Origin of the sequence: Nocardia cerradoensis NBRC 101014 (assembly GCF_000308535.1) — a bacterium.
Taxonomy (GTDB): Bacteria; Actinomycetota; Actinomycetes; order Mycobacteriales; family Mycobacteriaceae; genus Nocardia; species Nocardia cerradoensis.
In genome coordinates this window covers 68,117-92,935 of sequence record NZ_BAFW01000146.1, presented here as the reverse complement: position 1 = coordinate 92,935, position 24,819 = coordinate 68,117, and the positions used below count along the sequence as shown (strand labels likewise).

Sequence of the window (24,819 nt, the reverse complement as noted above, 5' to 3'; positions counted from 1 at the left end):
TCGACGACGAATCCGGAGGTGCCCATGCCCGACTTGCACTGCTACGCCCTCGATCCCGCGGTCGGCCGGTTGTTCGGCCGCCACTTCTACGGCGTCCGGCTGCAACCGCTCGAGGACGGATACGGCTGGGTCGTCTACGGGCATCCGCCGGCCAGGAGGATCGTCGCCGCACTCGTATGCGCGGCGCGGCAACGCGGTTCGTTCGCGGAGTTGCGCGACTGCTGCACCTACATGGATCTGTGCGACGGGATGGAACGCTGGTGGGTGACCGACCTGTCGGCCGACAGCGACGGCTTCCTGTGCTGGTATGCCCGCGACCGGGGCTATCCCGGCGCGGTGCCGATCACGACGATCGTGCCGTGAGCCGCCACCGTGCGATCTCGGCGCCGATCTCGGTGGCCGGGGGTTCGTGGTAGAGCCATTCGCGGGCGAGGCGGTGCCAGTTGTTGGTGGTGTGCAGTTGTCCGAGGACGGCGTAGGTGAACAGGTCGGCGCGGCGGGAGAACACGTGCTCGGGTGGCAGGCGCTGGTGGCGCATACCGCTGAATTCGGCGGCGCGCGGGTCGACGGCGAGTACCACTGCGCTGGTGGCCAATTCGGGTGTGACGGTGATGTCCTCGTCGATCAGATGCCAGCCGGTCGCGGCCCAGATGTAGCCGAGGCATTCGTCGGGTGTGACTCCGGCGTCGGGATCGACGATGCCCTGTGCCACCCAGGCGTGGTAGATGTCCTCGGCGCGGTATTCGCCTGCGGCGCAGATGATGTCGCGTTCGAGCTCGACGTCGGCGGGACTCATCGCGGTGTAGAGCCCGAAGTCGACGAAGGCCAGTCGCCCGTCGGAGGCGAGCATGATGTTGCCCGGATGCGGGTCGCCGCAGAACTCGTGGTCGGTGAACAGGGAAGTGATGTAGAAGCGGTAGATCAGCTCCCCGAGGCGGGTGCGGTCGGCGTCGGGCAGGGTGCGCATGTGCCCGAACGGCTCGCCCTCGACCAGTTCGGTGACCAGAACGTTGGGGCCGCAGCAGGATTCGATGCTGTCGGGCACGCTGATATAGGGATGGCCGCGGTAGCGGGTGGCCACGTGATGCTGGGTGCGGGCCTCGCGCGGATAGTCGAGTTCGGTGCCGATGTTGCGGGCGATCTCGGCGAGCACCTCCTCGTCGGCGGCGCTGGGCAGGATCGCCTTCCAGAGGCGGCTGATCAACATCAGATTGCGCATATCGGCTTCGACCGCGCGGTCGACACCGGGATATTTGACCTTGACCGCGACCGCTCGTCCGTCGCGCAGCCGCGCGCGGTAGACCTGTCCGATGGAGGCGGCGGCGATCGGGGTCTCGTCGAAGTCGGCGAAGGTACGCGCCATCGGGCCGAGATCGTTCTCGATCACCGTGCGCATGGCGGAGAACGGGAACGCCGGCGCCTGGTCGCGCAGTTGCGCGAGTTTGGTGCGGAACATCTCGCGTTGTTCTTCCGGCAGCAGGTCGAGGTCGAGCACCGACAGCATCTGCCCGAGCTTCATCGCGGCGCCCTTCATGCCGCCGAGCACGGTGACCAGTTGCTGGGCGGCCTGCATCGCCGAGCGTTCACTCAAGCGGCGGCGCGCCTCTTCGGTGCGGCCCACCATCGACAGCCGGGTGCCGACCCCGCGCAGCGCCTGTCCCGCGGCGAGCCGGCCCATCTTGCTGCCGCGCGAGATACGGCCGTGGGGGACCCGGTTGCTCACTGCTCGACCTCCATCGGTTCGGATCTGGCGCGTGCCGCTCACCGCGCCGGACCGAGTGCGGGGGCGAGGCGAGGCCAAGCTACCGGCCCGCCCGCGAGTGTTCGGCCGTCCGGCTCCACTCGCGTGAATATCACGAAAATGGGCCGCCGAAGTCGGAACAGCACACAGACCGCGGACGGGCGCTGCGAAAAAAAGAGGTTTGGGCCCGCGTGAGGGGGGTTGTATACGAGTGTGATGTACGGCGGTGGCGAGGAGATGAGTGTCTTGGTGGATGACAACGGCTTGAGCGTCGAGGTCGACCGGACCGGCGGCGCGCTCGTCATATCGGCGCACGGCGATGTCGACGCGATGACGGCCGACCAGCTGCAGAGTGTGCTGGACCGGATGAGCGAGGCATTCGAAGACGCCGATCAGGCCGCGCCGGTGATCGATCTGTCCGGAGTGGGTTTTCTGGGATCGGCCGGGCTGAGCGTGCTGCACGCGGCGGCCACCACGGTGACTCCCCGCCGGTTGCGCGTGGTCGCATCGGGGGCGGCCAAACGCGTCATTCAGGTCACCGGCCTGGATCGGATGGTCTCGGTGTACGACGACCTGTCCAGCGCCGGTGTGGGTGTTCGGTGAGCCGATACCTGTGAGCTGACAGCAGAACGCCGCCGGGTGGAGTTCCCGGCGGCGTCCGTATCTGGTCGACGTCCCACAAGCGCCTCTCGGCGAGTGGTCGCTCGTAGCGACTGAAGGGTGCGGCCCGGGGCTGTTCGGACGCCGACAGGGGGTTCAACCGCGATACCCGGCACGCTATTTCCCTCCCGGTGTGTGATGTGACCCACCAGCGTCGGCGGGCTATTCGGTGGGGTCGTTCCCGAACTCGCGCGCTGCCTCGATTCGTTGTTCGCGGGCGGCGGCGCGATCGTGAGCCGCCGCCGCGCGGTGGAAGTCGGCGTCCCGGCGGGACCGGTCCGCGCGGTCGGTTGCGGATGCCCGGGTTGTGCCGGACTCCCCGCCTGTGCCGGACCCCGTTCCCTTGCCGGACCCGGTACCCGTGCCGGACACCGAGCCCTTGCCGGACGCTGAGCCCTTGCCGGACGCCGAGCCCTTACCGCGCCCAGAAGCCTCGTCGTACGCGGCGGCCTTGTCGTAGGCGGCGGCGGCGCGTTCGTGGGCACGGGCCGCGGCCTCGTGCCGATCCGCGGCCGCCCGATGCGCGCTTTCCGCATGCTCGAGTGCCTGTCGGGCCCGCTCGGCCGCCATGTCCACGTCCTTGCGAGTGATCGGTCGTCCCGCGCTCAGCTCCACCTGCCGCGCGGCCAGCTCCTCGGCCCGCTCGGCTGCCTGCGCGGCCCGCTCGCCCGCGCGCCGGGCGGCAGACTCGGTCATGCACCACACCCTATGCCTGCGCGACGACCTTGTACCGGCAACGTTGCGCGGGTCCGCCGGGAGGACGACCCTGGATGCCATGCGCGCCCGTGACGTGGAGATCGGGCATACCTATGTGGTGCTGGTCCCGCATCGACTGCCGGTCGCCCGCTATCCCGATCGCGAGCGACTGGGGACCTCGATGTGGGTGGCGAGCCTGTTGATGGGTGCGCGTTTCCGGCTCACCGCCTCCAACGTCGACTACGACACCGATCCGGTGACGGTCGAGGGACTGCGACTCATCGAACGCTCGCACACCGATGTCATGCTCACCGACGACCAGGCCACGGCGCTGGGCTTGGCCCCGAAACAGGGATATCGCGTCGTGGGGTCGCTCGTGGACCGCACCGGCCGCGTGGCGTGCCTGCCCTCGATCGAGCCGATCCGGGTGCCGGTGCGGTGGCTGCGTCCCGCCGACGACCCCCGCTTGGCGCGGTGCAGCCACCGCGACGCGGACCTGTGGCCCTTCATGTGAGCCGCACCCCCACAACGACGCGCGGTTTTCGGCACTGCCGTCCCGGACTCCGCTACCGGTACCGTCTCGACCGGCCATAATCGTGTCGTGCGGCGCAACGGCATGGACAACGAGCACGATCACCCGGCAGCAGAAACGGCACCGGCCGATCCGGGCAGCGTGCCGCGGGTCGGATCCTTCCGGTTCTGGTTCGCGACGCGGCGCTGGGAGTGGTCGGAAGAGGTGTACCGGATGCACGGCTACATCCCCGGCAGCGTCGTGCCGACCACCGAGTTGCTGCTGTCGCACAAACATCCCGACGACCGCGACGATGTGGCCGCGCGCATCGCCCGCGCGGCGGACATGGGGGAATCGTTCTCCAGCCGGCATCGGTTCATCGACACCGCGGGGCGTGTGCACAACGTGATGGTGGTCGCCGACCGTCTCTACGACGAGGCCGGAGCCGTCACCGGCACCGCCGGCTTCTACATCGACCTGACCGAGACCCTCGCCGAGAGCGAACGCGAAACCTTGTCGGCGGCCCTGCCCGACGTGATCGAGCATCGCGCGGTGATCGAACAGGCCAAGGGTGTGCTGATGCGGATGTATCGGGTCAGTGCCGAGCAGGCGTTCAAGATCCTGTCCTGGCGCTCCCAGGAGACCAACACCAAACTGCGCGACCTGGCCGCTCAGCTGATGGCCGAACTGCCGACCCTGCCGGATGCGGAGCCGCAGACGCTCACCGCCTTCGACCATCTGCTGCTCACCGTTCACACCCGCATACCGGGCCGTCCCCGCTGAATCAGGTGCGGGCGCGCTCGCGGGCCAGGGCTCGGTCGCGGTGTTCCTCGAAGCGCGGGATCTGCACCAGTTCCATATTCTCCAGGAACGCGCCCAATCGATCCCGGGCCTGTTCGCCGCGGGGCCCGAAGTCGGTGCGGCCGAAGATGTTCCATTGCCGGATCACCGGTTCGAGCACGTCCTCGTAGTGCTGGCGCAGATCGTAGACGCCGTGTTTGGCCATCAACACGCCGTTGCGGCGGAAGTCGGGCATTCCGGCGCCGGGCATCCTGAAGTTCTCGACGATGATGTCGATGGCCGTCATCGCTTGATCGGGAACCAGATCCAACGCCGCCGCGCACATCGTGCGGTAGAAGATCATGTGCAGGTTCTCGTCGAGCGCGACGCGCTGCAGCATGCGGTCGGCGATCGGATCGTCGCACACCTTGGCGGTGTTGCGGTGGCTGACGCGGGTGGCGAGTTCCTGAAAGCTTACGTACGCAACCGAATACAGGAAACCCGCTTCGCCGTCGAGGAGCCGGGCCACCCCCGGGGTGAAGCCGTTGGTCATATGGGTCATGCGGGTGTTCTCGAGCGCGACCGGGTCGACGCCGCGGGTGACCACGAGATAGTCGCGCAGCACGACGGAGTGACGGTTCTCCTCGGCGGTCCAGCGGCCCACCCACGTCCCCCAGGCGCCGTCCTGGGAGAAGTTCTCGGCGATCTCACGGTGGTAGGAGGGCAGGTTGTCCTCGGTGAGCAGATTGGTCACCAGCGCCGCCTTCGCCACGTCGCTGAGCGTGGATTGCCCGGGCTCCCAATCGGTTCCGCCGAGCATCGCGAAGTTGCGCCCGGCGTCCCAGGGGACGTAGTCGTGCGGATGCCACTCCTTGGCCATCGACAGATGCCGGTCCAGCGCCGTGGCGGCGACCGGTTCGAGCTCGGTGAGAATTTCCCGTTGCGTCAACTCTCGTGCCACGCTGGTGATCTACCTTTCGGTGTCGAATTCGGCCTCGGCACCGGGGGTGACGAGGGTGAGGTCCGCGTCGTAGCGGCGATACAGCAGATGTCCGCGCCCGGTGAAGGCGTCGAGGTAGAACACGAACGGCAGGCCGTGCTCGCACAGCCGTTCCACCGCGGCGGATTCGGGCAGGACCGGGGTGGGGCGCGAGTGCACGGTGAAGATCCGGCCGCCGGTATCGGACGGGGGATGCATCCGGGACCGGCGTGCCAGCCGTAACCCGGACGGGCCGGCCCGGTAGACGACGGAGTCCTCACCGGTTTCGGCGTCGACGAACAGGTGGACGTCGAAGTCGAGCGCGTCCATCACCGCCGCGGCGGACTTGGGGCGCAGCGTGTCGAGCGCGAACACCTTGCGGCGCACGATCTTTCCGGCACCGGGGTTCGCCAGTGCCGGTCGCGCCGGATCCGGCCAGTCCCGGACGGTTGCGCCGGTGAGTTGACGTTCCAGCCGGACCACCACCGACAGCACCTCGTTGGGCCCGCGGGTGCGCACCTGCATCCGGACCGGGCGATCGGATCGGGCGAGATTCACTTGGACCAGCAGGGTTTCGGACTCGCCGGCAGCGGCGGTCACCCGCACCCGGGCGCCGCCGGTGACGGTGTGGCGCGCCAGCAGCCGGCCCACCGCCCCGGCCACGCGTTCGGCCTCGAGTGCGGGTACCGGCCCGCGGGTGAAGATGACGATGTCCGGGAACGCTGCCGACGACCATGCCTGAGATTCCCGCAACACCGATCGCCCTCTTTCGCTCACCCGACCGTTTCGACGCACGACAACTGTGCCGACGCGGATGGTGGCGCCCAAGAGTCGAAAGTCCCATCGATGAACCACGAAATGCCCGATCGGACATTCCGATCGGGCTTCGGGCGGGCGGGGATCAGACGGTTGTGACGACCTCGTCGTATTCCAGCCGCGGTGAGCGCGGGTACCAGGCGTCGGGGCCGGGTTTGCCGATGTTGACCACGACCAGCGCGCTGTGGGTGCCCTCGGGGAAGAATTCCTTGTCGACGCCGGCGGCGTCGAACCCGTTCATCGGGCCGGCGGCCAGGCCCGCGGCGCGGATGCCGAGGATGAAGTAGCCGATCTGGATCAGCGCGTTGAACCGGGCCGATTCGGCTCGGTAGTCGTCGTCGGTGAAGTAGTCCTTGGCGTCGGGGGCGTGCGGGAAGACCTTCGGCAGGTGATCGTGGAAATTGAGGTCGGCGGCCAGAATCGCGGTCAGTGGCGCCTTTTCGGTCTTGGGCTTGTTGTTGTCGAGCATATGCTCGACCAGGGCGGCGCGGGCCTCGGCGCCGCGAACCAGCACGATGCGCAGCGGCTGCTGATTCATCGAGGTCGGTGCGTATTTGACCAGGTCGTAGATCTCGCGGATCTGCTCGTCGCTCACCGGTTCGTCGGTGAAGGTGTTGGCGGTGCGGGCCTCGCGGAACAGCAGGTCCTGGGCTTCGGCCGCGAGGGTCAGGTGCGTGGTGGGCTGAGCGGTGCTCACAGCGTAACTCCTTGTCGGGGTGGTGGTTTCGGTCAGTCGTGGGTGACTCGTCGGGACTGGGTGCGCAGTTCACCGTCGACGCGGACGAGCACGTCGTGGACCACACAGCTCGGCGCGATCTCCGGCGCCGCGCCGGGCCGGATCTTGACCACCAGGCAGTACATCGTGGCGCCGATGCTTCCGTCGTCGCGCGGGGAGAGGTTGATCATGTTGAACCAGTGCCGGCGCTGCATCGGATCGCTGTCGAAGCGCTTGTGGAACTCCACCAGATCCGACACGATCCCGGCGCGGGTGCGCGCGGGCGGGCGGCCCGGCGTGTGCTCGAATTCCGCGTCCTCGGTGAAGGTTTCGGCGTATCCGGTGATGTCGCGGTTGTCCAGGCGCTGCATCTGATCGGCGTAGAACTGCTGCACCTCGGCGTACAGCTCGGCACGGCTGGCGACGGTGGTCATGGACGGCTCCTCGGAAGACGGTGTGGCCGCCGGTATTCCGGGCGGACCTCGATCGCGCTCCACGGTCGCCGACGACGCTCGAGGTTCGGTCGAGCCCGCACCGGTTTGACCGGTCTTATAGGGCCTTTCGCGACGCTGGTGGCCGGACGGGCCGGCGTAACCGGATCCAGCACCGATGGAGGAGATATGGCGGACAGTCAGCGCGTGGCGCTGGTCAGCGGAGCGACCAGCGGAATGGGCTTGCAGATCACGAAAAACCTGGCGGCACAGGGTGTTGCGGTGTTCATCTGCGCCCGCGACGAGCAGCGGGTGGCCGATACGGCCAAGCAGTTGCAGGACGACGGGTTCGCGGTCGACGGGGTGGGCTGCGACGTTCGCGACGCCGCGCAGATCCGGGAGTATGTCGACGCCGGGGTGCGGCGGTTCGGGCCGGTCGACATCCTGGTCAACAACGCCGGTCGCAGCGGTGGCGGCGTGACCGCGCAGATCGAGGACCAGCTGTGGCTCGATGTGATCGAGACGAACCTGAACAGCGTCTTCTACGCCACCAAGGCCGCGCTCACCGCCGGCGGCATGCTCGAGCGCGGCAGCGGCCGGATCGTCAACATCGCCTCGACCGGCGGTAAGCAGGGTGTGCTCCACGGCGCGCCGTATTCGGCCTCCAAGCACGGGGTCGTCGGCTTCACCAAGGCGCTGGGGCTGGAGCTGGCCAAGACCGGGATCACGGTCAACGCGGTCTGCCCCGGCTTCGTGGAAACCCCGATGGCCGAACGGGTTCGGGAAGTGTATTCGGGTCTGTGGGGTGTCGACACCGACGAGGTGCACGCGCGGGTGAGCGCCCGGGTGCCGATCGGCCGTTACGTCCAGGTCGACGAGGTGGCCGCGATGGTCGACTACCTGATCTCTCCGGCCGCCGCCGCCGTGACCGCACAGGCATTGAATGTCTGTGGCGGCCTGGGCAACTACTGACCGCGGAGTGCCGTCATGACGACAATGGACGAAAACGCCACGCCCACACCGGAACTCGATGCCGCCCAGCACGACTACCTGCAGATACTCGACGCCATCCAGTCGGGCGCGCTGCGGCTGCTGGCGGGCTTTCCCGCACAGCCCAGCGGCCTGCGGATCCAGGTCGGTGAGGTGACCGTGGAGGCGCAGTGGCCGCAGGGTCCGGGGGAGGCGGCCGTGAGTGCCGGCGCCGCACCGGCACCGGCACCCGCAACCGACGTCGCGACCGAGGTGCCGGTGACCGATCCGGTGATCCGCGCACCCAGTGTGGGCGTGTTCTATCGGAGTCCGCAGCCCGGTGCCGAGCCGTTCGTGGCGGTCGGCGACCGGGTGTCGCCGGGGCGTCAGGTCGGCATCGTCGAGGCGATGAAGCTGATGATCCCGGTGACGGCCGAGGCGGGCGGGGTCGTCACCGCGATCCTCAAACAGGACGGTGATTCCGTGCAATTCGACGAACCTCTGTTCTCGTACTCGCCGGAGTGATCACGGGCGGGCGGACCTGCGCCAGGTGAGAATGCGGCGCTGGGTCCGCCCGTCCACCTGTGCGGCGCCGATCAGCGTCAGCACGTCGCCGTCGAGGGACAGCTGGCGTACCTGCTCGGTGCCGGCCCAGGCCGGATTCGAGCACACGCTGATCGCGTGCACCACCGCCATTCCCGTTGTGCGCCAGGTTCCGGCGTAGCCCATGAACGGGGGCGCCGCGGTGGTGTCGCCGGTGCGCATCATGCTCACCGAGACCGAGCCCTGTGCGGTGTAGATCAGCAGACCGCGCGGCGCCGGGCCGAGCGGCCCTTCGCTGCGCACGTCCGCGTCGTCGATGTCGTAGTAGGACACCAGTTCCCAGGTGCCGACGAGATCAGTCGCAGTCATGGGCCTCACGATGCGTGCCGTCGCTCGAATCATGCTCGAGCGTTCCCGCGGGCGTAGTCGTAGGAGGCGCGCACCAGCTGCCAGACCTGTTCCAGTTCGTCGGCATCGCGGGGGCCGTAGACCATCAGCAGCGTCGCCGGCGGGACGCCGGCGCGGGCCATCGGATGCTGTTCGGCCCAGCCGGCCGAAACGGCCTCGGCGGCAGCGGTTTCCGGCAGGCGCAGATGCAGGCTGCCGTCGGCGTGCCCGTGCAGATGCGCGAATTCGGTGCCGGCCAGGAAGGCGTCTTCGGGTCCGTGGGCGAGTTCGGGGCGCAGATGCAGGGCGCGGGTGTCGGGCAGCGAGACCGCGCTGCGGGCGGCCAGCACGCCGTCGAGTGCGACCATCCGCGCCCACAGCGCCTCCTGGAGCCGGACGTCCGGATTCTGGGTGAGCTGCTGATGCGGATTGTGTGGCCGGGTGAGCGGGCGTTCGCCCCGCCGCCGGGGCAGGCGCAGATCTCCGTGGGGTGCGGTAGCGGTCATCACTGTGCTCCTCTCGCGCCGGTGAAGGCTTCTGGTCACACAGTAGTTTCCAAAGTATAGTAGTTACCAAATGGAAAGTGCCCAGGAGTGATCATGACGCCCGTCACGCCGCCCCCTGTCGCGGATCCGTGCCCCATCTCACCGGTGGTCGACCTGTTCTTCGGCCGCTGGTCCACCCAGGTGCTGTGGGTGCTGATCCACGACGGCCGGATGCGTTTCAACGAAGTGCAGCAACGTATTCCGGGCGTGACGCCCAAGGTGCTGACCCAGCGGCTGCGTCAGCTCGAACGCGACGGTCTGGTGCAGCGCACCTACCATCCCGAGGTTCCGCCACGCGTCGAGTACGCGGCCACCGCGCTGGCCGCCACTCTGACTCCGTTGTTCGACGGTCTCGCGCGGTGGTCGAACGAGCACCTGGCGCAGGTGCTGGCGGCTCGCGCCGCCTACGACGCGGGCGAAGGCTGAGCCGCGAATTTCAATAGCAGTCCGGCGAATTCGCGCGGCATGGTGATCATGCAGTCGTGCCCGGTCGGCAGAATATGGAGCCGTTCGGCGGGCAGGTCCGCGGGCGGCAGAGTCCGCGGCATCGCCGCGCGCATCGCCTTGAAGGCCTCGCCGCCCTCGCTGCAGTGGATGTGGGTGACGGGAACCAGCGCCAGATCGTCCGGGTTGCGCAGGGTCAGCGGCTGATGGAAAGTCTTCAGCGACTGAGCCGTCAGCATCGAGGCCACCCAGCTCAGGTCGGGTTCCTCGGTGACGCCGTTGATGCCGCTGTCGCCCATCGGCTCGGTGGGCGGGGGCACGCGCCAGCCGTGCCCGACGGCCGCGGCCGCGGTGGTGAACGCCTCGACCATCTCCGGCATGATGTCGGCGACGGCCTCGCCGTCTCGCGGCACGAAGGTATCCACGTAGATCAGCTCGGCGACGCGGTCCGGGAACCGGTCCGCGAGCGCGGTGACGACGATTCCGGCGTAGCTGTGGCCCACCAGGATCAGCTCCCGCAGATCCTCGGCGAGGATCAGCTCGGCGAGATCGTCGACGTGGGTGTCGAGCCCCACGTCGGGAGTGAGCTCGCCGGCGCGTTCGCCCATGCCGGCGAGTGAGGGCGCGAAGACACGGTGACCGGCCGCGGTGAGCAACGGGGTCACCCGCTGCCAGGCCCAGCCGCCGTGAAACGCGCCGTGAACGAGGAGATAGGTCGACACGACAAGGTCCTCCTGGATATGGGGAATCAGGTACTGGAAACGAGTTGGTCGCCGTGGGCCGGCGGGACGTGTTCGGGGCGGATCCCGAGGCCGATGACCCGTGCCACCACGTGCGAGAGTCCGGGGAAGCGACGCAGCAGCCGGGCCAGCAACGGCTTGTCGGTGCTGGGTCCTCCCGCGTTCGGATACAGGTCGGCGAGCAGACGCAATTGCGCGAATTGCACTACGCGCATAGGGAATTCGCGGCGGCGCTGCACCGCACGCAACTGTGCGAGGCTCGGCACACCGCCCGCGGCCAGGGTCGGCGCCAGCAGCCGCGCGGCGGCGACCGCGTCCTGGACCGCCAGATTGATACCGACGCCGCCCGCCGGTGACATAGCGTGCGCGGCATCGCCGATGGCCAGCAGGCCGGGCCGGCACCAGTGTCGCAGCCGGTCCACCCGCACGTCGAGCGGTTTCACATCGTCCCAGTCGCGGATCGCGGTCTCGAGCACCGGCGCCAGCACCGGATAGATGGCTGCGAGCTGCGCCCGGAACGCGGCCAGCCCGGCGGCGCGGATCGTCTCGAATCCGCCTTTGGGGATCATGTAGGCGACCTGCAGATAGTCGCCGCGATCGATGCAGACGATGAAGAAGCCCTTGCCGCTGCGCACGGTCGGCAGGCTCTCGCCGTCGGGTTTGCCCACCCGGAACCACAACACGTCCATCGGCGCCCGGCCGGCCGCCACCGCGAGCGCACCGCTGGTGCGCACCAAGGAATTTCGTCCGTCGGCGGCGATGACGAGACGGGCCCGCACCTCGAGCGGACCGTCCGGGGTGGCAGCGCGCACGCCGGTGACGGTGCCGCCGGACTCGAGCAGTGCGGTGACCTCCGCCCGCTGCAGCAGACGGAAGCCCGGATACCGGCGGCCGGCCTCGGCGAGGAAGTTCAGCACATCCCATTGCGGCATGAACGCCACGAACGGGAACCGGCCGGGCAGCCGGGCGAAGTCGGCGAACACGACCGGCCCCAGCGCGGTCGCCATCGGCAGCCGCGGGGCCCGCACATGCGGCAGCGCGAGGAATTCGTCGGCGAGCCCGAGTTCGTCCATCACCGTCAGCGTCGACGGATGGACGGTGTCACCGCGGAAGTCGCGCAGGAAGTCCGGATGCTTTTCCAGCACGATGACCGTCGCTCCGGAGCGGGCCAGCAGCACACCGGCGACCAGTCCCGCCGGCCCGCCGCCGACCACGCACACATCGACGGTCTCGGCCCTGCCGGGTTCGTGCTCGGCTGGGTCCACTTCTCGCTCGCTCAGGCCAGGCACGTCGGTACCCGGCCGTCGTTGTAGCCGACCATCTCGTCGAAGATGGCGAGCACATCCAGCGGCGCGCCCGGTGCCGCGCCGTCCGCCTCGGCATAGGCGCGATGGAGGTTGCCGACCACCCGCTCGGCATCCACCAGATCCGCGAACTCGCCGGGATCGGCCTCGAGTGCGATGCCCAGCGGCGTCAGCCCCAACGCCCGCCCGTCGAGCGCCAACCTGTCGATCCATTCCAGATACCGGATCGTGTGATCGAAGATCTCCGGTCCGGTGACCGGGCCGTGGCCCGCCACAACGGTTTCCGCGCCCAGCCCGGCCAGTGTCCGGATCGCGGCGAGGGTGCCGGCGACCGAACCGAACAAGCAGAACGGCGCCGCGCCCGACATCACCAGATCCCCGGCGAACAGCACCTTCTCCGCGGGCAGCCACGCCACCACGTCGTTGGTGGTGTGCGCTGCCGGGCCCAGATGGATCAGTTCCACCCGCCGCTCGCCGACGTGCAGGGTCAGCCGGTCGGAGAAGGTGACGGTGGGTGGCGTGACGCGGACGTCGCCCCACCGGACCTGCGGCCACAGCTGCGTCAGAGCCAGCCCGGTCTCGATCATCTCGGCGCGGATCCGATCGTGTCCGATGAGGACCGCGGACGGGCCGAACAGATGGTTGCCGAAATTGTGGTCGCCGTGGTGATGGGTGTTGACCACGGTGCGCGCCGGTCCGCCGGCGACCCGATCGACGTGCTCGATCAGGCCGCGGGTGCGGTCCTCGGTGGCGAGTGTGTCGATCACCAGCGCACCGTCGGGTCCGGCGACGACGCCGGCGTTGCTGACGCACCAGCCGCCGTGGCCGTGGGTGTAGGCGAAGACACCGTCGGCGACTTCCTGTACGACCGGTTCGGCGAGCCGTGGAGTTCCGGTCGCCGTCATGACGGTGATTTCGCGGATTCGGCGCGGCGGGCGGCGATGTATTGCGCCGCGCACAGCAGGGTGTTGCGGCTGTTGGCGCCCAGGGCGTCACCGAGATAGGCGCGGGCCTCGGCGAGTCCGGTGCCGGGGCCGAGGACGTCGCGCGCCGCGGCGGGGTTGATCGCCACCGTGTGCCGCGCGGTGACCACCACGCCGGCGGGATCGTCGGCGAATTCCCATGCGCCGCTGTGCCCGAACAGCATCGCGGGCGGCAGCTGCTGTTTGTAGTCGATGCGTTCGGCCGGCACGCAGATCCGGATCGAGCGGGTGGTGTGCGGGATACCGCCTTCGGTGACGGTGTCCATCTCCATCAGCTGCACCCCGTCCGCATCCTCGGTCAGATCCACCCGGCCGACGTGCGGAACGTGGTCGGGCCAGCGGTCGCTGTGGTAGACGAAGTCGTAGAGTTCGGCCGCCGTCGCGTCCAGCGTCACGCGGTCCTCGAACGTGACGATGACGTCGTCGACCGGATGCCCCAGCTCGGCGATGCGGGCCAGCGCCGCCAGTTCGGTGACGCTGTTGCGGTCGACCGCGCCGGTGATCACCTCCGGATCCACACCGTCGGCCACGGTGAAGTGGTGATCGAGTGTGACAGTCGTTGTGCGCGGGCCGGTTTCGTCGAAACTCCACTGCCCGCCCATGGAGGCGATCGGCGCCCGGCTGCGTTCCTGCTCGAAGGTGATGCGCCGGCCGGCCGGGTCCAGGGTGCGGTGCGAGGTCCAGTCGGTGACCTGACCGTTCACCGTCGCCCACAGCCGGAACCGCTCCTCGTCGGCGCCGCGGTGCAGATGCCGCACCAGCACGGACGGTTCGAAGATCACCGGCCAGCGGCCGACGTCGGCGACGAGCCCGTAGACCTCGTCCGCGGGCGCGTCGACGACCCGGGTGTGCGTCGTGCGGATCGTCATGCCACACCCGCCAGCTGCTGGTTGACGATGTCGATCAGCTCCTGCGGGGTCTTGACGTCGATGAGCTGTTCCTCGGGGACCGTCACCCCGAACTCGCGCTGGATGCGCGAGGCGGTTTCGATCAGGGCCAGCGAGTCGTAGCCGAGTTCCTCGAACTCGACCTCGGCGATGTCACCGGCGAGTTCGGGGGCGTCCTCGTCGCCGCCGGCGCAGGCCACCAGAATTCGGCGCAGGGTGTCGATGGTGATGGTCATGATGTGCTCCTGAGTGCGTTCGGAGGGATACTGCGATTGCTGTGCGGGGTCAGCGCGGGTGCGCGCGAACGACCACCGCGGAGTTGAAACCCCATCGCCCGCGGGCGAGGACGAGCCCGGCGCCGAGGTCGGCCGAGCGCGGTTCGCCGCGGACCAGGTCGATCCGGCATCCTTCGGCGAGTTCGGTGGTGGCCACGGTCGGCGGGATCACCGCGTCGCGCATGGCCAGCAGGCAGGTGACGATGTCGAGCGGGCCCGCACCGGAGAACAGCCGCCCGGTGAGCGGTTTCGTGGCGGTCACGGCAACCCCGCCGGGACCGAAGACGGCCTCGAGGGCCGCGGCCTCGGCGCGGTCGGCCTCGGGCACACCGGCGGCGTCGGCGAAGACGACATCGATGTCGTCGCTGCGCAGTCCGGCATCGGCGAGCGCCAGCTCGATGGCCCGCTGCAGTCCCGGCGGGCGCGGCGAACCCGGCGGCGGGTCGAAAGTCTGCGCGTATCCGGCGATTTCGCCGTAACAGTCGGGCACACCCCGAGCCTGGGCCGCCGCGGCGTCCTCGAGTACCAGCATGGCCCCGCCCTCGCCGGGCACGTTCCCCGCCGCGTGCGCGTCGAACGGCAGATAGGCGCGCGCGGGATCGGTTGCGGTACTGACGGTTCCGGCCGCGATATGGGAGACCCAGCCCCACGGGTCCAGCGCCGAATCGACGCCACCGGTGACCACCAGGGGAGTGCCGCGCCGCACGGTGCGCCGGGCGTGCCCGACCGCGTCCAGGCCACCGGCCTGATCGGCGACCAGCGCGCTGCTCGGTCCGCGCATGCCGTGGCGGATCGAGATCTGGCCGGTGTTCACCGCATAGAACCAGGCGAACGATTCGTACACGCTCACGTGTTCGGAGCCGCGCGACCACAGTTTGTGGAATTCGCGATGGGTGAATTCGAAACCGCCGGAAGCGTTTCCGGTGACCACACCCATGCCGTAGTCGGTGAGTGCGGTGGTGTCGACCTTCGCGTCGTCGAGGGCCCACTGCGCGGCCACCAGTGCCATGCGGGTGGAGACGTCGGTCTGCGGTAGCAGCCGGCTCGGCAGGTATTTGCCGGCGTCGAACTCGGCCACCTGGCCGGCCAGCGTGGCGCCGAATCCGGTGGTGTCGAAGCGGGTCAGCGGTGCGATCGCGCCGCGGCCGGCCAGCACGGCATCCCAGAAGTGGTCCAGGCCCAGCCCGTTGGGCGCCACCACGCCCATTCCCGTCACGACGCTCATGCCGGCACCCCCTGCGGCCGGCGCAGCACCATGGCGCTCTGGAAGCCGCCGAATCCGCTGCCGACGCTCAGTACGGTGTCGATGCGGTGGTCGCGGGCGGTGAGGGGGACGTAGTCGAGATCGCATTCCGGATCCGGCTCGTGCAGATTCGCCGTCGGCGGCACCACCTGGTGCTGCAGCGCGAGCAGGCAGGCCGCGATCTCCACCGAACCGATGGCGCCCAGCGAATGACCCACCATCGATTTGATCGAGCTCATGGGCGTGCGGTAGGCGTGCTCGCCGAGACTGCGCTTCACCGCGGCGGTTTCGTGGCGGTCGTTCTGGCGGGTGCCCGAGCCGTGCGCGTTGACGTAGTCCACGGCGGTGGGATCGACCCGCGATTCGTCGAGGGCCACCCGGATCGCCTCGGCCATCTCGCGCCCGTCGGCCTTGAGACCGGTCATGTGGTAAGCGTTGCAGCGCGTCGCGTAGCCGGTGATCTCGGCGTAGATGTGCGCGCCGCGCCGGCGGGCGCTCTCGTACTCCTCGAGCACGAACATCGCCGCGCCTTCGGCGAGGACGAAACCGTTGCGCGAGTTGTCGAACGGCCGCGAGGCGTGCTCGGCGTCGTCGTTGCGCGGCGTCGTCGCCTTGATCGCGTCGAAGCAGGCCACCACGATCGGCGTGATCGGGGTATCGGCGGCGCCGGCCAGCACCATGTCGGCGGAGCCCTCGCGGATCAACTGCACCGCGTGCCCGACCGAGTCCAGTCCCGACGTACACCCGTTGGACACCATGGCCACCGGCCCTTCGGCGCCCACGCTCCATGCCACCTCGGCCGGCATCACACTCGGCACCATGTAGTCGAACATGTAGGGCGAGACGTGCTTCTCGTCGACCACCCAGTCGCGGCCGGAGTCCGACAGCACCAGATATTCCTGTTCCAGGCTGGTCGCCGCGGCCACGGCACTGCCGAGGCTGACGCCGATACGCTGCGGATCGAGCGTGTCGACGCCGAGACCGCTGTCGGCCACCGCTTCGCGGGCACACACCACCGCGAACTGCGCGGCGCGGTCCATGCGCCGAATCTCCCTGGGCGACAACCCTTCCCGGACCGCGTCGAAATCGGCCTCGCCCGCCACCTGGGACCGATAGGGGGAGGCGTCGAAGAAGCTGATCCGGCGGGTGGCGGTGCGCCCGTCCGACAGCAACTTCCAGAATTCGTCCTTGCCGTTGCCGCCGGGCGCACGCACCCCGAGCCCGGTCACGACGACGCGACGGTTCATAACGAACCTCCGAATGCATTGGCGTACACAGCTGTTGTCCCTTCTCGCCGAAGAGTCCCGAAAGTCCCCGAGATCACGATCAGGGTGAAGCGGGCCGCTCTAGCCCCGCTCGAGCACCGCGATCGAGCTGTCCTCGAGCGCGCGGGGCGAACCTGAGCACACCGGACGCTGCGGTCCGGCTGACCGTGGCCGATCGAGCACAGGAGACACCCCGTGAAGACGCCGCCAAGCTCCCACACCGCGGACTGGGTCCTGTGCCCGGGCTGCCGGATTCCGCTGTATCGCAAGCGTTTCGAACGCGACCTGGGCGTCTGCGGTGAATGCGGCCGGCACACCACCCTGTCCGCCGAGCAGCGTTTGCGCCAGCTGGCCGACGAGGGCAGGTTCGAGCCGCTGCCGATGGCCGGCACCGAGGACGATCCGCTGAACTTCCACGATGTCGTGCCCTATGCCGGCCGGCTGGCCGGTGCGCGGGCGCGCACCGGACTGCGAGACGCGGTCGTGTGCGCGACCACGCGCATCGAGGGCGCCGCGGTCGTCGTCGTCGCGATGGACTTCCGCTTCCTCGGCGGCAGCCTGGGCACCGCGGTCGGCGAGATGATCACCGTGGCGGCGGAATACGCACTGGCCGAACGTATTCCGCTGCTTCTGGTCACCGCCTCCGGTGGCGCCCGCATGCAGGAGGGGCCGCTGTCGCTGATGCAGATGGCCAAGACCAGTGCCGCGCTCGAGCAGCTCGACCGCGCGGGCATCCTCACCGTCAGCCTGATCACCGATCCGACCTACGGCGGTGTCGCCGCGTCGTTCGCGACGCTGACCGACGTGCTGATCGCCGAACCCGGCGCGCGGCTCGGCTTCGCCGGGCGCCGGGTCATCGAGCAGACGATCCGCCAGGAACTGCCACCGCGGTTCCAGACCGCGGAATTCCTGCTCGAGCACGGCCTCATCGATATGATCGTGCCCCGTTCGGGCCTGCGCGCGACGCTGGGTTCGCTGTTGCGCATCGCGGGGCCGGTCGACCCGACCGGCGCACCGGGTGCGGCGGCCGAGATCATCACCGATCCGCACTCGCTGCCCGAGACCGAGGCCTGGGACCAGGTCCGGCGGGCGCGAGAGATCACCCGGCCCACCGCCTTGGACTATGTGGCCCTCGCGTTCGACGGATTCATCGAACTGCGCGGCGACCGCATCGGCGCCGACTGTCCCGCCGTCGTCGGCGGGCCGGCCTGGCTCGGCGACCGGCCGGTGATGGTGATCGGCCAGCAGAAGGGCCACGACCCCAAGGAGCTCATGGCCCGCAACTTCGGCATGCCCACGCCGCCGGGATATCGCAAGGCCGCGCGGCTCATGCGCCTGGCCGAAAAGCTCGGGCTGCCGGTCGTCACACTCATCGACACCCCGGGCGCCTATCCGGGAGCGACCGCCGAGGAGCAGGGCCAGGCCGTGGCCATCGCCGAGAACATTCGCCTGATGTCGGCCTTGCGCGTCCCGGTGATCAGTGTGGTGATCGGCGAGGGCGGCAGCGGCGGCGCGCTGGCGCTCGCGGTCGCCAACCGCGTGCTGATGCTGGCCGACTCGGTCTACTCGGTGATCAGCCCCGAAGGATGTGCGGCCATCGTGTGGAACGATCCGAGCGCCGCGGCCGAAGCCGCTGCGGCACTGCACATCACCGCTCGCGAGTTGCTGCGGCTGGGCATCGTCGACGGTGTACTGCCCGGCCACGACGCCGCCGCGGCGCCACGCGTGGCGGCCGAGCGGCTGCACCGGGCCCTGGCCGAGACGCTGCGGGCCTTGATCGGGCGCAGCGGCGAGGAGCTGGCGGCCGAGCGGCGAGCCCGGTTCCGTCGCTTCGGTGTTCCGGTGGCCGCCCGCACGGCGGCGTGAGGGAGGCGCGATGTTCGACAAGATTCTGATCGCCAACCGGGGTGAGATCGCGCTGCGGGTGGCCCGCACCTGCCGGGAGATGGGCGTGCCCACGGTGGCGGTCTATTCGGCGGCCGACTACGATTCGGCGGTCGTGGAGTTCGCCGACGAGGCCGTGCGGATCGGTCCGGCCGCGGCCAAACGCAGCTATCTCGACGCGGCCGCGATTCTGGCGGCAGCCGAGATCACCGGCGCCGACGCCATCCACCCCGGCTACGGATTCCTTTCGGAGTCACCGGATTTCGCCGACGCTTGCCGGGCCGCCGGGGTCACGCTGATCGGACCGCCCGCCGACGTCATGGCCGAGCTGGGTGACAAGCAGTCGGCCCGCACGCTGATGGCCAAGGCCGGGCTGCCGCTGCTTCCGGGCAGCCTCGACGCGCTGGAATTCGACGAGGCGCAGGCTCTCGCGGACCGGATCGGGTATCCGGTGATCATCAAGGCCGTCGCCGGCGGTGGCGGGCGCGGGATGGCGGTGGTGCACGACGGCGCCGAATTCGCCCGGGCCTACCGGGATACCCGGGCCACGGCCCGCATGCTCTTCGGTGACAGCCGGGTGTATGTCGAGAGGTATCTCGACCGCGCCCGGCACGTGGAGGTGCAGGTGCTGTGCGACAGTTTCGGCGCGGGTGTGCATCTCGGCGAGCGGGATTGCTCGGTGCAGCGCAGGCATCAGAAGCTGGTGGAGGAGTCGCCGGCGCCGCGGCTGCCGGACGGGCTGGCCGCCCGGATCGGCCGGTCGGCGGTCGACGGGGTCCTCGCTGCCGGATACACCGGAGCCGGCACCGTCGAATTCCTGCTCGACTCGGCCGGCAACTACTACTTCATGGAAGTGAACTGCCGAATTCAGGTGGAACATCCGGTCACCGAAATGGTCACCGGTATCGATCTGGTCGCCGAGCAGATCCGGATCGCCGCCGGCGAACCGCTGGCGTGGACCCAGGATCGGATTCAGCCGAAGGGCGCCGCGATCGAATGCCGGATCAATGCCGAGAATCCGGCGGCCGGATTCGCGCCGACGCCCGCCAGGATTTCCGAATTCACCGCGCCCGGCGGTCCGTTCACGCGCGTCGATACGCATATCCGGGCGGGTTATTCGGTGCCGCCGGACTACGATTCACTGCTCGCGAAGGTTATCGTGTGGGCGCCCGACCGCGATGCCGCGATAGCGCGGATGAACCGGGCGCTGGCCGAATTCCGGGTCGGTGGCGAAAGATTGTGCACCACGCGCGAATTCCTGCTGGACGTCCTCGATCAGCCGAAATTCCGAGCCGGTACCCATACGACCGCCCTGGTGGAGGAAATGTTCGAGGGTACCGCCCCGGAATGAGAGTGCCGGATCAGGCGGGCGTGGCCGAGCGTTGCGCGCCCGCCTGCCAGCCGATCAGATATCCGGCGTGCCGGCTTTCGAGCATCAGGGTCACCGATTCGTCGGAGGCGTTGAGGATGTCGCTGTGTAATCGGCGCAATTTGACGCACGGATCCAGGCCGAGCTCCCGCTGCAGGGAACGGGCGAATTCGTGGTAGGACTCGAGGGCGCGATGGCGACGGCCGGAACGGCACAGCGCGTACATGTAGTACGCCTGAAGTCGTTCGTGCAGAGGCTGTTCCGCGGTCAGTCGGGCCAGGTCGGGGCAGACTTCCCGGTGCCGGCCCAGCCGCAGCTGGGCTTCGATGCGCAGCTCGAGGTCGGTCAGCCGCACCTGTTCCAGATGCGACAACTCCGCCGACAAGGGCAGGCCGCACTCGACGTCCAGCAGCGCCGGACCGGTCCACAGCGCTTCGGCCGCGGTGAACAGATCCACCGCGCGCACGTCGTCACCGGCATTCAACGCACACCGCGCGGCGTCGGTCATCGTGCGATAGTCGCGCAAATCCAGGACACAGTCCTGTGCGTCGAACATGTATCCCTTGCTCCAGGTGCGGAGATATCGGTCCGCGATCTCGCCCTGATCGACCTCCAGATATTGCGCCATCTTCTTTCGGATACCCAGAACATAGGTCTGCACGACCGTGATCGCGCTGCGTGGCGGATCGTCGTTCCACAGCTCTTCGATGAGTGTCGTGACCGGAACCACCGTCGAATGCCGAATCAACAACAGCGCCAGCAATTGCCGTTGCTTCTGAGCAGTCGGCGTCGCATTGCGATTGTCGAGGGCGAGGGTCAAAGGGCCCAGAACGCGGGCGTACACAGGATTCGACACGTAGCGTCCCCTTGTAGCATGAATTGCTTTGCGGTGAGCGTGAATTCGTACGTCGCTGTAGTCCGTTTCAGAGTACCGAGGGCATTGTGGCGTGACCGTAAACCCACTGTGATCATACCGTTAACGCCTTACGGCCGTCTTGTTCTCGCATATGTCTTCGCAGGTGAGGAATAATCTGGACGCTCGACTGGGTGACGGGCGCATCGTCGGAACCGGTTGGCGCCGAGCGGAATCCGTCCGGGCCGCGGCGGCTCGCCGGTTGCGGTCAGGTTCCGGTGAGAGGTTCGGCGGCGGCCACGGCGGCATCGGCCGGATAGTCGGTGCTGCCGTCGAAGTAGTCGCCGGTCCAGCGGACGGTGAGTTGCTGGAGTGCTGCCACATTGTCCGGTTGCGGTGTGCCGCACAACAATTCGCCCAGCGTATCGGTAGAGGCGCCTTCGGTATCGGTGTGTTCGCCGGTGGTGAGGCGCACGCCGAGGAAGGGCCGGTGCAGATGTGTTCGCAGGGCGCCGGTTCCGCTGCCGAAGTTGTTGCACAGCGCGGGCGGACCGGAGACGGTGAGGACGGGAAGGTCGGTGGCGGCGAGATCGATGAGTGCGGTGTCGGTGTTGGTGCCGAGGAAGGATTTCACCGGATCAAGCACGACGAGTCCGCGCAGGTTCGCCCACGCGTCCGGATAGGAGGCGTGCAGGCGGTGGGCGACGTATTCGACGGCTTCGGCGCCGGCGGAATGGCCGATGAACACCACCCGGCGCGGCAGCGCGGGCAGGCCGACTCCGGCGCGGGCCGCGGAGGTGGCCAGCGGGCCGGTGGGATCGGCGGCGGTGGCGAACAGCCGGGCCACCTGATCCAGGAACGCGGTGTTGTCGCCGAGGTTCTGCAGGGTGCAGCCGTCCGGGTTCAGGAACGGCAGACTGGGTGAGAAGACCAGATATCCTGCGTCGGACAGTGTTTCGGCGAGCGCGGCGACGTTGCCCTCGGTGCGGGCGAAGCCGTGCTGTAGCCAGACCATGCCGCGCGGCGTGCCCGCGGGCCGATACCACGCGGCGTCCTGGTGTAGGGTCGCCGCCGCGCAGGGCAGGTCCACGGTGCCCGGCAGCGGTGGCCCCGCGGCGGCGGGAGCGAAGGCGGCGGCCGCGATGCCCACGGCGGCGAGGACGGTCAGGGTCGAAGCTCGCAGCCTCATCGCAACTCCACACACAATCGGTGTCCCGGTGATGACGCCACCGGGGCACCGATCAGTATTCGCCATCGAGAGGGGTGGTGGAGGCGGTTCGGGTCGTTACCTGCCGGCGGATGTGACGCGCCAGGGCCGCAGCAGCGGCACGGGAGGGAAAATGCTGGCGGCCAAGGGATTCGCATTGTGACGGCGACGGATATGTGGTGCGGTATCCCTTGTCGCGAAGTCGCCGAGTCGCCCGACTCCTACTGGTTGCCGCAAGGGTAGCGATATCGTCCACCTCCCGCCCTCTGGTAGCTGGGCGGTCACCAATGTGCAGACATGCGCCCCGGTCTTTCCGGCGGCGACGCGCCTGCACCCGGCGCTGGCCCCGGACGCTCTGACCCTGTGTTCGGCGGCTGGTCGACCGGATCCGACGGTGCTACAAGCCGGATTCGGTCGCGAAGTCGTATGCGGCCAGGGCGGCGCCGGTCCGCGATCGGCCCGCGTGAGGGTGGTCGAATCGCATTTCATGGCTGTCCGACTGGTTTCGCTGAAAGATTGCCGGGTACCTGCCGAGGTGTAGCCGAACATGCTGGGCTGCCGGGGGCGACAGCCGGCCCACGCCGGCGTATTCCCCGATGAATCCATCCCATCCGATCGAGAGGAGAGCAACCATGACCGGACAGCTCGACACTCTGATGGACAGCACCGTGTACGACTCGCACGACGACAAGATCGGCAAGGTCAAGAACATCTACGTCAACAACGAAACCGGTTCGCCGACCTGGGCATCGGTGTCCACGGGACTGTTCCGCCACGATTCGCTGGTCCCGCTGGTCGGGGCGCAGCACAATCCGCAGTCCGACGCGCTGCGGGTGAATGTGGACAAGGAAATGGTCAAATCCGCGCCCGCCGTCGAACAGGACGGGCACATCAGCCGCGAGGGCGAGGAACAGCTGTTCCGCCACTACCACGTCGACCCGAACCACTCCGGCTGGGACGCCTACGGCCGTGCCATGCGCGACGGGCAGGGGACCGCGCGTCCCGATGCCGCCCCGTCCGGACGCCACGCTGCCACCGATCCCACCGGCGACCAGGGCCTGATCCGTTCCGAGGAGCGCTTGAACGTCGATACGCAGCGTGAGGAGGTCGGCACCGCGCGCCTGCGCAAGTACGTCGTCACCGAGGATCAGACCGTGACGGTGCCCACCAGCCACGAAGAGGTCCGGGTGGAACGCGAACCGGTCACCGACGCCGGTGCGTACGGGCAGACCTCTCTGGGCGACGAGGAACGGGAAGTCACCCTGCACCGTGACCGGGTGACCGTGGACAAGGAGACGGTGCCGGTCGAGCGGGTGCGCTTGGCCGTCGACGACGTCGAGGAACAGGAGACCGTCGGCGACACCGTGCGCAAGGAGCGCATCGACACCGAGGGCACCGATCCGGGGCGCTACGACGATCGCCGCTACCCGGACGAACGCTGACCACTGATGGTGTGAGCCGGGCCCGGACCGGGCCCGGCCCTATCGGGTTGCGCAGCCACAGGTTTCGCCGATCGCCAGGTGGGTCACGATCGGTTCCGGTGGGCCCGGTGGCTGTGTCCGATTCGAAGTCTCATCCGAATCCAGGACGCGCGACAGCGCCAGGCGTGCGATGACGTCGATCGGCTGCCGTACGGCGGTGAGTGTGACCGCCGCGTAGGTGTCGGCCGTATCGGTGTCGTAGCCCACCACGGAGAGGTCCCGGGGGACGAGCAACCCCGCGTCGGCGACGGCGCGCAGGGTCGCGGCGGCCTGCGCGTAGGTGCCGACCACCAGCCCGTCCGGGGCCGGGTTGCCGGCCAGGTAGCGCCCGACGGCGTGATAGGCGCCGGCGGGGGTGAGATCGGTGGCGATCCGCCGCGCCCGCTCGGAGCCGACGACCGATCGATACCCCTCGTATCGTTGCGCGACCGTCTCGCGGTCGCCGTGTGCCACTTCGCCGGCGGTGAAGCCGCCGACGAACACGACGTCGCCGCGGCGATGGGTGTCGGTCAGATGGCGGGTCGCCGACGCGCCGGCCCGGATGTGGTCGGCGCCCACGACGTCGGGCTCGACCTCGTCACGGTTGTTGTGGACCCACACGATCGGGATGCGCGCGTGGCGGCACAGGTCCGCGGTGGCACGGCCGTTGGCGCCGCCCACCACGATGAGCCCCTCGATGCCGGAATCGGTGAAGGCGGAGGCGAATTCGATTTCCCGCTCCGGGTCGTAACCGGTATTGCCGATCAGGGTCAGGTGGTCGCGTCGGCGCGCCTCGGCCTCGATGTGCCCGACCAGTGTGGCGAACAGCGGCATCCGCACATCCGGCACGAGCAGTCCGAGATGGCGCCACCGTCGCGGCCGGCGCAGCGCACGCGCGGCCCGATCCGGCCGATAGTTGAGCGCGTCCAACGCGGCCACCACCCGGGCGCGTGTCGACTCCGAGACCGGCCGCGGGCCGTCGTTGAGCACGTAACTGACCACAGCGGTGGAGGTGCCCGCACGGCGGGCCACATCGGCGAGAGTCGCGCGTTTGACAGTCACATTCGCTCCATCCTCAACGGTTCGTCCTCGCTCGGCCAGACTTGAAATCATCCGGATCATTACAGTCTGC

The 24,819-nt window shown here is 68.9% G+C and carries 28 protein-coding genes; 10 read left to right on the top strand and 18 right to left on the bottom strand.

The features are described 5' to 3' along the window. Window positions 1–24 precede the first annotated feature (24 nt). A complete protein-coding gene (locus tag ON23_RS15675) occupies window positions 25–363 on the top strand; it encodes a hypothetical protein (protein ID WP_143860240.1) in 339 nt (112 codons plus the stop codon). Here the strand turns inward: ON23_RS15675 and ON23_RS15670 are convergent. Continuing rightward, window positions 344–1,723: an ABC1 kinase family protein gene (locus ON23_RS15670; RefSeq protein WP_039779014.1), complete on the bottom strand. Its 1,380-nt coding sequence runs from the start codon at window positions 1,721–1,723 to the stop codon at window positions 344–346. The two genes, ON23_RS15675 and ON23_RS15670, sit on opposite strands and share 20 nt — an antisense overlap. Before the next feature lie 255 nt (window positions 1,724–1,978). Between ON23_RS15670 and ON23_RS15665 the strand changes: the two genes are divergently transcribed. Further along, entirely contained in the window at window positions 1,979–2,344 is a 366-nt protein-coding gene (locus tag ON23_RS15665; RefSeq protein WP_039779115.1) for an STAS domain-containing protein, read from the top strand. Window positions 2,345–2,563: 219 nt separating this feature from the next. On the opposite strand, the gene ON23_RS35980 is transcribed toward ON23_RS15665, so the two are convergent. Then, window positions 2,564–3,097, bottom strand: a complete 534-nt coding sequence (locus tag ON23_RS35980; RefSeq protein ID WP_051042737.1) for a hypothetical protein — start codon at window positions 3,095–3,097, stop codon at window positions 2,564–2,566. 79 nt (window positions 3,098–3,176) lie between these two features. Here ON23_RS35980 and ON23_RS15655 point away from each other — a divergent pair, with 79 nt between their 5' ends. Then, complete coding sequence (locus ON23_RS15655) at window positions 3,177–3,611, top strand: hypothetical protein (RefSeq protein ID WP_039779013.1); 435 nt, start codon at window positions 3,177–3,179, stop codon at window positions 3,609–3,611. A 102-nt stretch (window positions 3,612–3,713) separates the two neighbouring features. Next, window positions 3,714–4,391: a PAS and ANTAR domain-containing protein gene (locus ON23_RS15650; RefSeq protein WP_039779012.1), complete on the top strand. Its 678-nt coding sequence runs from the start codon at window positions 3,714–3,716 to the stop codon at window positions 4,389–4,391. Between the two features lies 1 nt (window position 4,392). Here the strand turns inward: ON23_RS15650 and ON23_RS15645 are convergent, their stop codons facing one another. The 4 genes from ON23_RS15645 to ON23_RS15630 all read right to left on the bottom strand — a co-directional run bounded on the left by ON23_RS15645 (window position 4,393) and on the right by ON23_RS15630 (window position 7,332). After that, window positions 4,393–5,349: an acyl-ACP desaturase gene (locus ON23_RS15645; RefSeq protein WP_039779011.1), complete on the bottom strand. Its 957-nt coding sequence runs from the start codon at window positions 5,347–5,349 to the stop codon at window positions 4,393–4,395. 9 nt (window positions 5,350–5,358) lie between these two features. After that, entirely contained in the window at window positions 5,359–6,123 is a 765-nt protein-coding gene (locus ON23_RS15640; protein WP_051042736.1) for a sigma 54 modulation/S30EA ribosomal C-terminal domain-containing protein, read from the bottom strand. Between the two features lie 145 nt (window positions 6,124–6,268). Beyond that, a complete protein-coding gene (locus ON23_RS15635; RefSeq protein ID WP_051042735.1) occupies window positions 6,269–6,880 on the bottom strand; it encodes a malonic semialdehyde reductase in 612 nt (203 codons plus the stop codon). Between the two features lie 32 nt (window positions 6,881–6,912). Next, window positions 6,913–7,332, bottom strand: a complete 420-nt coding sequence (locus tag ON23_RS15630) for a nuclear transport factor 2 family protein (RefSeq protein ID WP_039779009.1) — start codon at window positions 7,330–7,332, stop codon at window positions 6,913–6,915. 186 nt (window positions 7,333–7,518) lie between these two features. Here ON23_RS15630 and ON23_RS15625 point away from each other — a divergent pair, with 186 nt between their 5' ends. Both ON23_RS15625 and ON23_RS15620 read left to right on the top strand, forming a co-directional pair. Then, window positions 7,519–8,301: an SDR family NAD(P)-dependent oxidoreductase gene (locus ON23_RS15625; RefSeq protein WP_039779008.1), complete on the top strand. Its 783-nt coding sequence runs from the start codon at window positions 7,519–7,521 to the stop codon at window positions 8,299–8,301. A gap of 15 nt (window positions 8,302–8,316) precedes the next feature. Beyond that, on the top strand, window positions 8,317–8,823 hold the full coding sequence (locus ON23_RS15620) for an acetyl-CoA carboxylase biotin carboxyl carrier protein (protein ID WP_157170228.1): 507 nt from the start codon (window positions 8,317–8,319) through the stop codon (window positions 8,821–8,823). Here the strand turns inward: ON23_RS15620 and ON23_RS15615 are convergent, their stop codons facing one another. Both ON23_RS15615 and ON23_RS15610 read right to left on the bottom strand, forming a co-directional pair. Then, window positions 8,824–9,210, bottom strand: coding sequence for a lipocalin-like domain-containing protein (locus tag ON23_RS15615; protein ID WP_039779007.1), 387 nt, complete (start codon window positions 9,208–9,210; stop codon window positions 8,824–8,826). A gap of 29 nt (window positions 9,211–9,239) precedes the next feature. After that, the gene (locus tag ON23_RS15610) at window positions 9,240–9,734 is read right to left on the bottom strand and encodes a luciferase domain-containing protein (RefSeq protein WP_039779006.1); all 495 of its coding nucleotides are present in this window, start codon (window positions 9,732–9,734) and stop codon (window positions 9,240–9,242) included. 93 nt (window positions 9,735–9,827) lie between these two features. Between ON23_RS15610 and ON23_RS15605 the strand changes: the two genes are divergently transcribed. After that, window positions 9,828–10,199 (top strand): winged helix-turn-helix transcriptional regulator, encoded by a 372-nt coding sequence (locus ON23_RS15605; protein ID WP_039779111.1) that lies wholly within the window; start codon window positions 9,828–9,830, stop codon window positions 10,197–10,199. Here the strand turns inward: ON23_RS15605 and ON23_RS15600 are convergent. Genes ON23_RS15600 through ON23_RS15570 form a run of 7 tightly spaced genes read right to left on the bottom strand, consistent with a single transcriptional unit; the run spans window position 10,178 to window position 16,896 of the window. After that, window positions 10,178–10,939 carry an alpha/beta fold hydrolase gene (locus ON23_RS15600; protein ID WP_039779004.1) on the bottom strand — a complete coding sequence of 254 codons (762 nt, stop codon included), beginning with the start codon at window positions 10,937–10,939 and terminating at the stop codon, window positions 10,178–10,180. The two genes, ON23_RS15605 and ON23_RS15600, sit on opposite strands and share 22 nt — an antisense overlap. 26 nt (window positions 10,940–10,965) lie before the next feature. Then, window positions 10,966–12,222, bottom strand: a complete 1,257-nt coding sequence (locus ON23_RS15595; protein ID WP_039779002.1) for an FAD-dependent oxidoreductase — start codon at window positions 12,220–12,222, stop codon at window positions 10,966–10,968. Window positions 12,223–12,233: 11 nt separating this feature from the next. Continuing rightward, window positions 12,234–13,166, bottom strand: coding sequence for an MBL fold metallo-hydrolase (locus ON23_RS39255; RefSeq protein WP_039779000.1), 933 nt, complete (start codon window positions 13,164–13,166; stop codon window positions 12,234–12,236). Further along, window positions 13,163–14,113: an aromatase/cyclase gene (locus ON23_RS15585; protein ID WP_039778999.1), complete on the bottom strand. Its 951-nt coding sequence runs from the start codon at window positions 14,111–14,113 to the stop codon at window positions 13,163–13,165. Before ON23_RS15585 ends, ON23_RS39255 begins: the two co-directional genes overlap by 4 nt. Beyond that, complete coding sequence (locus ON23_RS15580; RefSeq protein WP_030515841.1) at window positions 14,110–14,367, bottom strand: acyl carrier protein; 258 nt, start codon at window positions 14,365–14,367, stop codon at window positions 14,110–14,112. The genes ON23_RS15585 and ON23_RS15580 overlap by 4 nt, the downstream gene beginning before the upstream one ends. Window positions 14,368–14,416: 49 nt before the next feature. Then, window positions 14,417–15,631 carry a ketosynthase chain-length factor gene (locus ON23_RS15575; protein WP_039778998.1) on the bottom strand — a complete coding sequence of 405 codons (1,215 nt, stop codon included), beginning with the start codon at window positions 15,629–15,631 and terminating at the stop codon, window positions 14,417–14,419. After that, entirely contained in the window at window positions 15,628–16,896 is a 1,269-nt protein-coding gene (locus tag ON23_RS15570; protein ID WP_039778997.1) for a beta-ketoacyl-[acyl-carrier-protein] synthase family protein, read from the bottom strand. The genes ON23_RS15575 and ON23_RS15570 overlap by 4 nt, the downstream gene beginning before the upstream one ends. A 213-nt stretch (window positions 16,897–17,109) precedes the next feature. Here ON23_RS15570 and ON23_RS15565 point away from each other — a divergent pair, with 213 nt between their 5' ends. After that, on the top strand, window positions 17,110–18,780 hold the full coding sequence (locus ON23_RS15565; protein WP_039778995.1) for an acetyl-CoA carboxylase carboxyl transferase subunit: 1,671 nt from the start codon (window positions 17,110–17,112) through the stop codon (window positions 18,778–18,780). A gap of 10 nt (window positions 18,781–18,790) precedes the next feature. After that, complete coding sequence (locus ON23_RS15560) at window positions 18,791–20,149, top strand: acetyl-CoA carboxylase biotin carboxylase subunit (protein WP_039779110.1); 1,359 nt, start codon at window positions 18,791–18,793, stop codon at window positions 20,147–20,149. A gap of 10 nt (window positions 20,150–20,159) precedes the next feature. Here ON23_RS15560 and ON23_RS15555 read toward each other — a convergent pair whose 3' ends face one another. Together ON23_RS15555 and ON23_RS15550 are read right to left on the bottom strand one after the other, a co-directional pair. After that, window positions 20,160–21,023 (bottom strand): AfsR/SARP family transcriptional regulator, encoded by an 864-nt coding sequence (locus ON23_RS15555; RefSeq protein ID WP_083903990.1) that lies wholly within the window; start codon window positions 21,021–21,023, stop codon window positions 20,160–20,162. 265 nt (window positions 21,024–21,288) lie between these two features. Continuing rightward, window positions 21,289–22,209: an alpha/beta hydrolase gene (locus ON23_RS15550; RefSeq protein ID WP_051042730.1), complete on the bottom strand. Its 921-nt coding sequence runs from the start codon at window positions 22,207–22,209 to the stop codon at window positions 21,289–21,291. Window positions 22,210–22,859: 650 nt separating this feature from the next. On the opposite strand from ON23_RS15550, the gene ON23_RS15540 reads away from it, so the two are divergent. After that, the gene (locus ON23_RS15540) at window positions 22,860–23,669 is read left to right on the top strand and encodes a DUF2382 domain-containing protein (protein WP_039778993.1); all 810 of its coding nucleotides are present in this window, start codon (window positions 22,860–22,862) and stop codon (window positions 23,667–23,669) included. A gap of 39 nt (window positions 23,670–23,708) precedes the next feature. Here ON23_RS15540 and ON23_RS15535 read toward each other — a convergent pair whose 3' ends face one another. Continuing rightward, entirely contained in the window at window positions 23,709–24,749 is a 1,041-nt protein-coding gene (locus ON23_RS15535) for a LacI family DNA-binding transcriptional regulator (RefSeq protein ID WP_039778992.1), read from the bottom strand. Window positions 24,750–24,819: the final 70 nt, after the last annotated feature.